Source organism: Candidatus Cryptobacteroides sp. (assembly GCF_056207615.1).
This window is the reverse complement of the sequence record NZ_JBAEER010000011.1, coordinates 1-9,099: the sequence shown is the minus strand read 5'-3', so window position 1 is coordinate 9,099 and position 9,099 is coordinate 1. Positions and strand designations below refer to the sequence as shown.

At 53.9% G+C, this 9,099-nt stretch carries 8 protein-coding genes and 1 pseudogene; 3 read left to right on the top strand and 6 right to left on the bottom strand.

Annotated features, from left to right (window positions below; genetic code table 11):
* The 3 genes from AC06ND_RS00795 to AC06ND_RS00785 all read right to left on the bottom strand — a co-directional run.
* Positions 1-303: hypothetical protein (locus tag AC06ND_RS00795; protein ID WP_475677094.1), on the bottom strand; the 303-nt coding region annotated here is incomplete at its 3' end.
* Positions 300-3,032 carry a TonB-dependent receptor gene (locus AC06ND_RS00790; RefSeq protein ID WP_475677093.1) on the bottom strand — a complete coding sequence of 911 codons (2,733 nt, stop codon included), beginning with the start codon at positions 3,030-3,032 and terminating at the stop codon, positions 300-302. The genes AC06ND_RS00790 and AC06ND_RS00795, both read right to left, overlap by 4 nt.
* A 102-nt stretch (positions 3,033-3,134) precedes the next feature.
* Positions 3,135-4,040, bottom strand: a complete 906-nt coding sequence (locus AC06ND_RS00785; RefSeq protein ID WP_475677092.1) for a LysR family transcriptional regulator — start codon at positions 4,038-4,040, stop codon at positions 3,135-3,137.
* A gap of 117 nt (positions 4,041-4,157) precedes the next feature.
* Here AC06ND_RS00785 and AC06ND_RS00780 point away from each other — a divergent pair, with 117 nt between their 5' ends.
* Entirely contained in the window at positions 4,158-4,538 is a 381-nt protein-coding gene (locus AC06ND_RS00780; RefSeq protein ID WP_475677091.1) for a desulfoferrodoxin family protein, read from the top strand.
* A gap of 18 nt (positions 4,539-4,556) precedes the next feature.
* Positions 4,557-5,087, top strand: coding sequence for a ferritin (locus tag AC06ND_RS00775; RefSeq protein ID WP_475677090.1), 531 nt, complete (start codon positions 4,557-4,559; stop codon positions 5,085-5,087).
* A 104-nt stretch (positions 5,088-5,191) separates the two neighbouring features.
* Here AC06ND_RS00775 and AC06ND_RS00770 read toward each other — a convergent pair whose 3' ends face one another.
* The 3 genes from AC06ND_RS00770 to AC06ND_RS00760 are packed head-to-tail and all read right to left on the bottom strand — an operon-like array spanning position 5,192 to position 8,474.
* Positions 5,192-5,557 (bottom strand): hypothetical protein, encoded by a 366-nt coding sequence (locus tag AC06ND_RS00770; protein WP_475677089.1) that lies wholly within the window; start codon positions 5,555-5,557, stop codon positions 5,192-5,194.
* Positions 5,558-5,596: 39 nt separating this feature from the next.
* Complete coding sequence (locus AC06ND_RS00765; protein ID WP_475677088.1) at positions 5,597-7,054, bottom strand: TolB family protein; 1,458 nt, start codon at positions 7,052-7,054, stop codon at positions 5,597-5,599.
* Positions 7,055-7,067: 13 nt separating this feature from the next.
* A complete protein-coding gene (locus tag AC06ND_RS00760) occupies positions 7,068-8,474 on the bottom strand; it encodes a DUF6057 family protein (RefSeq protein ID WP_475677087.1) in 1,407 nt (468 codons plus the stop codon).
* 89 nt (positions 8,475-8,563) lie between these two features.
* On the opposite strand from AC06ND_RS00760, the pseudogene AC06ND_RS00755 reads away from it, so the two are divergent.
* A pseudogene (locus tag AC06ND_RS00755) lies at positions 8,564-9,099 on the top strand (sialate O-acetylesterase); the annotation flags it as partial.

Genomic DNA, 9,099 nt, shown 5'->3' with positions numbered 1-9,099 from the left:
TTCCTCCTTGAGGATGGCCTTATACTGTGCTCCGGAGATCTCCATCTTGGTCACGATGTCATAGATGCCCGGAATCACGGACTCGACCTTCACCATTCCGCAGATGTCGGTCTCGAACTCATATTCGGCGGCACCGATCATGCGGACCGTCTGGTTCGAATAGAATGCGTTGCCGTTGCACTCCTCGGGCATAAGGAAGGTCAGCATGAAGCTGTCGGTCTCCCTCGGAGCCTCGCGCGTGCAGCCTGCCAGCATGGACAGGGACACAAGCAGCGTCGTATATATTGCTAATTTCTTCATCATATCTTAACGTACAGTTCAACTCCGAAGGAGAAAGTTCCGGAGTTTCTCTCCGTGAGCGTGCCCGAATATGAGCTTGACTGGTATGGCATGAAATAGAGGGCATTGTTCGCAAAGAACGAGAAACCGAAGTTCCGTGATACGTCCTTGGTGAGCCTGAGGTTCATGAGCCAGATCGGAGGCTGGGTCACAGCCTTGCTGTCCGCCGGATTCCTCCTCTGAGAAGAGAGCAGGATGCCCTTGATCCTGTAATCCGGATTGTCCAGCATCTCCCGGGTGATAGGATGCCAGCTCAGATCAGTGTCGAGCCAACCGATAGGGTCGCTCTTCTGGTTGGTGTTGTGCTGGTACTGGTAGAAGATGAACTGGTTCGATGCAGAAATCACCATCTTCATCCTCGGGATGTTGCACACGAGACGAAGGTTGGTACTGAACCTCCTGTTGATGTCCCTCTGAAGGCCGCTTGGGTACTGGAGCTTGAACGGAGGAGTGTTCGATCCGCCCTGCGCATACACCGAGCTCGCCGGAATTCCGGATGGGTTCGAGAAGTTCGGTCCCGTGGTCCATGTCTGGCTCTCCATATATGCTCCTGAAAGAATCACGGAGGTGTTGATCGCCTTGATATGGCCCAGGTTGAAGTCAAACTCGACTCCACGGTCGAGGCTCGCCTGGGTATTTCCTATGCGGCCGCTGGTGGTGTAGACGGTGTCGACCCTCGCCGGATTGACCCAGTCCACGGAAGGAACGCCGTCCTTGTCGATGATGATGCCCTTCTCAGCAGTGTAATAGTTCGAGTAGTAGGTGCTGTACTCGGTGAGGTTGCCGAATCCGTTCTTCATGTAGTCCTGATACGCAACGACAGAGAAGCTCATGCCGTTCTTCAGGCTGATGTCGAAGCCGAACTCGGTCTTGCTGTTGGTCGCGTTCTTCAGGGAGTTGTTGCGCTCCACCTCGGTGACATGGGTGTTGTAGACCACCAGTCTCTTGGTCACGTCAGAAGGGAGATAGATCGCCGCCTCACGGTCCATGTACTTAGGCTCAGGATAGAGGTGAGAGAGACCGGGAGTCTTGTTGTTCATGCCCCAACCTCCGCGGAAGGTGAGCCAATCGGTGACCTTGAACGACCCGTTGAAGCGAGGGGAGACTGAGCTCACCTGCTCGGTGCGTCCCGGCTGAAGCATATCGAAGCGCACACCGGCCTGGAGCCTTAATTCCATGTGTCTGCTGATTTCCACCTTCACGTTGTCCTCGAAATATGCGGAGATCTGATTCAATGCAGGGATGTCGAAATAAGGGCGCGGACGGCCGTTGCTGTTCGGGCGCAGCGGCATGAAATCATCCTCGTTGTAATATCCTCTGGCCTTGTTGGATTCCCATTTGTACTCGGCACCCATGTTGAATCGCTGGCTCACGTGCCAGGTGTTAGCAGTGAAAACGTTTCCTATCTTCGAGTAGAAGTTCATAGGACGAGACTCGGTGCCGCCCTTGGCCCTGTAGGACTCGGTGATGTACGGGACCTGATAGTAACCGTCCACGAGCGAGCTGATCACCGGCATTCCGCCGTCGGTCGCAACGATGCTCGAGGTCCATGAATCCGACTCGCTCATCGAGAATCCGAGAGAGTAGTTCAGCGACCTTGAGAGCTTCCTGTTCGGAGACAGCCTTCCATTGTGCGAGAAACGTAGGGTGTACTGTTTCTGACCGGTCTCGGTACCCTCGACTTCGAGGTCCGGGTCTGCCTTCCTGAGGTCCACGATGCTGCTGAAGTTGAACTTCGTCGTGGTGGACCAGTTACGTCCGATGGTGTTGCTGTAGGTGATGCCACCGCTGGTTCGGTCGAATGATCGGCTCTTGTTACGAGGATCGCCGGAAGCCCTCGCATAGTCAGCGTTGACGTTGAGGCTACCTGCCTTCTTGGAGAATTTCCATCCCTTGCCGAGTGAGGTGTTGAAAGTCGTCGGATTGACCTTCGCCCTGACCTCATACGGAGTGTAGCCGGCCTTAGTGTTCACGATCACGGCTCCGGAGGTAAGATCACCATACTCTGCGGAAGGGATTCCTCGGATGACTTCCACGGACTCGATGTTGTCAGCGCTGATCTGCCTGAGGTCGACGCCGGTACCACCGGAAGCACCACTGACCTTGTCGGAAATGGATGCATTGTCCGAAATCGGAACTCCATCGACCATGATCGAGGTTCCGAACGCGTTGTTTGCGCTTGAGTTGGAAAGGGTACGGATGGTCACCTTCTCTTCCGAGGTCATGTCGTTGTTGGTCATCAGCTGACCTGGGAGAAGCTGCATGATATCCTTGAGGCTTGTCGCCTGAAGATGGTCGATTGCCATACGACCGATGTTGGAACTGGTCGACGAACCTGCAGCGCTCGAGGTCGCAGTCACGACGACCTGCTCGAGAGCAAGTGATGAAACGAGGAGCTTGACGTTCAGCGTCCTGTCCGCAGTGAGTTCGATTTCCTGCTTGTGATCCTCGAATCCGAGAAGCTGGATCAGGAGCTCTGTCTTTCCTGTAGGAACCTTGCTGATCACAGCCACTCCCTTATCGTCCGTCAGGCCGAAAAGTCCATACTCCGGAAGGGTGCAAGCCGCTCCGAAGACTGGCTCGCCGTCCTCGTCGGAAATGACCTTCAAGGTCAGTGTCACAGACGACGTCTTGGACTTGGATGAGGAATTCTGCGCCGACAAAGGCGAGAGAGCCAGAGTCAGCGCTATCATAACAAATAATAACTTTTTCAGCATCTATGCTATAGGATGTTAATAACGGCCGCAAATATATGCGAAAATCTCGGTTTTCCTAGAGTCTTTCCTAGCACTTTCTCACATAGTGAGACCACTGCTGATTCGCTCGAGAGAAGCCGCATCGCGAAGGGCGGAGAGAAAGACCTCGGAAGCGTGCTTGCGGTAGCCTTCCCTGAGACGGTGTACGCAGCCGGTCATCACGAATTTTCCTCCCTCCAGAGGGATGGTCCTGAGCTTTGGGCGGTAGCATGTCCCGATAGGTGAGACTACTGTCGCGAGGCCGGTGCTCTGGACCATGTCCATGATGACCTCAGGGTCGTTGAACTCGGCCCTTACGTCCAAGCTGCTCGTATCTATTCCGACGAAGCGATCCACTGCGCGGCGCGACTGGAGTCCCTTTCCGGGGAGTATGAGCCCATGACCGGAAAGGTCGGAAAGGCGCAGCGATTCGTGAGCGGCCAGCGGATGATCATCCCTCACCACGACGCAGAGGCTGGTCTTGAAGAGCACCTCGGACTCGATGTCCTCGAACTTCTCGATGGACTTGAATGCAAGGGCCATGTCGATCTCCCTGTCGCGAAGCTTCTCCAGAAGGTCTGCCGCGGTGTCTACGCTGACGTTGATCTTGACATCTCGGTGCTCCTTCATGAAGTTCTTCACCGCTTCCCCCACGACGCTTATGAAGGACTGGGTTGTACCGATGTTCAGCGTTCCGGTAAGGGAACCGCGAAGCTCCTTCATCCTTTCCATGCATGCGTCCGAAGCCTCCAGAGTGGCTATCGCGAGCGGGAGGAGCTCCTCTCCGGCCTCGGTGAGCGCCACGCTGTGGGAAGTGCGCTCGAAAAGCCTCGAGCCGACCTCGTCCTCGAGCTGTCGTATCTGTTGGGAAAGGGTTCCCTGGGTGATGAAGAGGCGACGTGATGCCTCAGAGAAATTGAGGGTGCGTGCTACGGCCACGAAGTATCTTAACTGTCTTAGTTCCATGCCGCAAATATATTGATATTATCAATAGCAACAATAGAAAAATACTAATAATTTAATTAAATCCACCAATAGCCATCTTCTACCTTTGCAACACCGAAACATTTAAGACTCAAGCTTATGGCAACAAGATTCTACTTATGTACGATGTGCGGAAACCTCATCGCAAAAATTTTGGACAGCGGAGTTGATCCTGACTGTTGTGGAAGGGAAATGGAAGAGCTCGTTCCAAGAGACACTGACAGCCTCATCGAGCACCATCTCCCATGTATCGAACATGTGAACAAATGCACCTACAGGGTCAAGATCGGAGCGACTCCGCACCCTATGACCAAGGAACATCAGATCATGTTCATCTATCTGGAGACTGAGCATGGAGGACAGTTGCGCTATCTCAGTGCCGACGGTCCGGCTGAGGCCGATTTCAGCGTATGCGAGGACAAGCCTGTCGCAGCCTACGCCTACTGCAACAAGCACGGACTATGGAGGATCGAACTATAACCACAAAATTTCTATGCCATGATCTCAAAGAATATGAATCATGCTCTCAACGAGCAGATCAACGCCGAACTCTGGTCGGCATACCTATATCTCGCAATGTCGCTCGACGCCAGCCACAAGGCACTGGATGGTATCGCAAACTGGTTCTTCGTACAGTGGATGGAGGAACAGGACCATGCGAGAATACTCGAGTCATACATGCAGCAATGCGGAGCGAAGGTGACGCTCAAACCCATCTCCGATGTGCCATCGGAATGGAGCAACCCGCAGGAGATGTTCGAAGATACGCTTGCACACGAGAGAAGGGTCACCGAGATGGTGACGGAACTGGTGAGTCTCGCGATGCAGGAGGGGGATTACGCAACCCTGAGCCGGCTCCAGTGGTTTATCGACGAACAGGTGGAGGAAGAATGCGACGCAGCCCAGAAACTCATGGAGTTCGAAAGGGCAGGTAAGGATGCGCTCGCGATCCATGAACTGGACGAAGAGATGGGTGAGCGCCAATATTGCACCGCCGAGCCGTTGCGCAAACACAGCAGACACAGTTGACACACAGCTTTCGAAGCCAAAGGCTACTACAATTTCTAATTCAGAGGACATTCGTCCAAGCAGCAAAGGGGAAAAGGCCAGGACCGCCGCGAGGTGCTCCTGGCCTATTTGTATTTGTTGTAGAGCTCAGGTACGAAATCCTCGATATAGTAAGTGAGATTCTTGTACTTGAAGGACTTCCAGTTCTCTGCAAAGGTGAGGAGCTGTCCCTGCTCGTCACGGGCGGTATGGTCGTCCATCTGGTATTCCATAACTGACTTCTCACCGGTATACTCGTTCTTGATGGAAAAACGGTCTTCCCTGAGGCTGAACGTGATCTCCGACTGATAGGTCTTGTTCGGGTGCTCAGAATCTAAGACATTGAGTTTTGCCCTGTAGATGCAGCCATGAGGGTAGTCGATGACGACCTCTTTCTGGCATGAAACCGCGGCGAGAAGCACAAACGCCGCCATAAGTATGAATTTTCTCATTGTACCTGCTATCTGAATTGTCCGGCAAAGGTAATCATTCTATTCGAAAAGCTCGCTTTCCTGCTCGTACAGTCTGCCGGCATCTGCCGCGGTGATGCCGACGCTCTCGCGACCGAGGTCAGGAACGTTGAAGGACTTCATGCTATTCTCGTAGAAGCGCGATGACTTCTGCGGAAGCATGAAAGGCTTGGTCGGATTTCCGTTCTCGTCCAGGCGGCAGAAATACGCACGGCTGAACTGGGAATCACCCCTCTTGCTCGCGAACACGAACCATCGTCCGTCCGAAGACCAGCTGTGGAAGGTATCTGACGCATCGTCGTGGATGGAATCAAGCGCACATACCTCTCCTGTCCTGAGATCCACGATGTTCAGAGTACTCTCGCTGTGGTTGATAGGGAAGGTGCCATAGTCGGCAACGGTGAACATCAGCCAGCGGCCGTCCGGAGAAGCCTTCGGATGGCATGCAGACGCGTTGTGGGTGTTCGCATTCCATATCGTGTCGACCTGCTCTCCCATCCTGCCGCTCTTCGAATCGAAGGAGACGCGCACGAGGTGGTAGCGGAGATTCTCGATGTCCTGAGGGATGGCCACGGTGTCGGCAACGCAGTAGTAGACATACTCGCCGTCAGCCGAGAAGCATGGGAAAGTCTCGAACCTGTCCGCACGTGAGACATGGTCCTGGTTGATCATCCTGTTGCTGTCGAAATCTGCGACGGTGAGGTCGGATGCGGTATCATACACCTCGGTCCTCTTTCCGGCCATCGCATGGAGACCGGGGATGATGATATTGGTAGAGAACACGCCGAACCTGCCCGAAGGATGAAGTTCGCCGTACACGGTACCTGAGAGCATGCCCCCGTCCTTGAGATTGAGCTTCCTGAGCTTACCGTCGCGGTTGAGGATCGCGCCGCCCTTAGGCCCGCGTACATAGAAAATCGACAGGTCGCCGCGCTGCTGGCCATGGATATGACAGTTCATGCAGGAATTGTCCACATGCTTGTAGTCGCAAATCGCGACCTCTTCGAAGTTCTCGACGTTGCGCTCCTGGATCGAGACCTCATCCCACATCTGGAACGCCGGTTCGATGAGTCTGTAGGTGAGGTAAGAGTCGACCTTTTCGCCGCTCACGTATATCTTCCAGCTGTCCTCGACCTTCTTGCCGTCGGCCTTCACGACAGCGCTGACCTCGATGGTCTTTCCGGCCGCGTCAGCAATGAAATTCTTCCATTTCCTGAGGTTCCACTCGACCTGGGTCCCGCGCATGGTTACGCTCTTGTCGCCGAGAGTGAAGGTAGTCACGGCGCTCCTGACGCCCTTCATCGCATAGTGGTAGTTCAGCGGTGCGATGTTGACGGGGATGGTGACATCCTTGTAGTCCGGATAGATCACCGCAGGTCCCTCGCTGCCGGCAAGGGAAGTTGTGTGGATACCGCTGCACGCAACCAGAACGGAGCATGCGAGTGCCATGGAAATAAGTATTATCGCTGTTTTCTTCATCTGTTCGTCCCTTTTACTTCTGCATTTCCCTCATGTAATAGTACCAGTACGTATTCGTGTAGCGGTCCGGATCCTGGTAGAAATGGGCAAGTCTCTTGACTGCCTGCTCCGAGATTCCGAGCTGTCTGGTGTGTTCCTCGTCGACCTGGCCCCTGAGACTAAGCCATATAAGCGCACCCTCTTCGTATGCACGTCCTTCGATAGGCCTCTCCGAGAAGTCTGCCATGAAATCATCGAGTTCGAAGAGAAGAAGATCGTAGCAGAGAAGATACTGACGGGCAAGCGAGTTGTCCGGATTGGCGTCGAGAAGTCCTTTGAGCACCGGACGGAAGTCATTCCTTCCATAGACGATGTCGCCATGTGTAAGGTTCTTGCGCGCGTCAGCGAGCCAATGGAGAGTATTTTGGTCATGGTTCTCCGGCATCATCCTGATTGCCCACCTGCGGTACACGAGGGTCTTGCTGAGCATGGTCAGGTACTTCTGGGCTGCGCCGTACTCTCCATTGATGAGAGTCACCTGTGCCAAGCGGGTAATGTAGCGCGCACCAGTATGTTTCGGAGAGAACTGCAGCGACACGATCGCACTCTGCTCCGCGAGGGTCATGTCACCGAGGTTGTACCATGCCTCTCCGGCCATTCCGTTGGTGAACTGCGAGACCTGATCGCTGACCCATAGGAAAAGGCTGTTGGTATAGTCCTGGGTACGGGAAAAGATCTCGTCACCGAGCCTGCCGTTAGCGGCATCCGCGAGGTTGCTCAGGTAGCTTGCCTCGTTATTGTGAAGGTTCTCCCTCGAAAGTTTGTAGGCCTTTCCCCAATTTGCCCTGGACACGTTCACGTCTATTGCCATCACCTTCTCGATTACCATCGAAGGTGTGCCCCAGAGCGGGCCGTACTGAGGATGGAAAGGCTTGCCGAGACTTAAGACACCGAATGCGAAGAACACGCACACAGCGCCCCATCTCTTCCATGCAGGCTTGATGGAGAGTCCAGCCAGCAAAAGAGCAAGGTATCCGAGAGAAGCGACAGTATATTGTGTCAGATACTGGGTGCTGGTTTCGCGCATGAAGGACCATACGAACACTAGCGCAGCGATAGGAAGGGCGAACTTACGGCTGAGCACCATGCGGCATAGCCTGTACACGACGATGCCCACGGCTGTCAAAAGAAGCGCGATGAGGATCGGCCCCACGACAGGGAAGTACAGGAACTGGTCCACGAAATCGCCGAGAAAGTGCGCGAGCCCGCCTACTTCATCGTAGGTCTCGCTTATGTACTGACCGTCATAGAGGAAGAGATTGAGCTGCTCCCTGCGCATCAGATGGTACTGATACGCAAACTGGAAGAATGCATACGAGGACAGGAACGCGAGCCCCGCAGCAATCCAACCTATGTTGTTTTCGTTTATTCTTTTCTTCATAATATGCTCTGACGAGACGTCAATAAATTGCTAATATACTCAATAATTGAAATAATTACTATCTTTGACATAACACCAAATCTAATAACATGAATTTTACAAAGAGACTGTCTATCGCGATGGCCGCACTCATGCTCTTTTCGGGAGCAACTGAGGCCAAGGTAAGACTTCCGCAGATCATTTCCGATTGCATGGTCCTTCAGAGGGACACCGAACTTAAGATATGGGGCTGGGCAGACCCCGGAGAGAACGTCACCGTCCGCTTCGATGGTGCCCACTATTTCACCAAGGCAGACGCCCAGGGCAACTGGAGCGTCATCATGCCTGAGCATAAGGCCGGTGGCCCATTCCTTCTAGAGGTCAATGAGAAGGTGATCAGGGACGTGCTCGTGGGCGATCTCTGGCTTCTTTCCGGTCAGTCGAACCAGGAGACCCCGATAGAGAGACTCGTGGACAGATATCCTGAGATCAATTTCTCCAACAACCACATGGTCAGGATGTACAAGGTCCCGACTCAGGAGACCCCTGGCGTCCTCAACGAAGACATTCCTGCCGGCGAAAGGTGGCACTCAGCCGTAGCGTGGGACGTGATGAACTGGAAGGCACTCGCTTACTTCTATGCGAT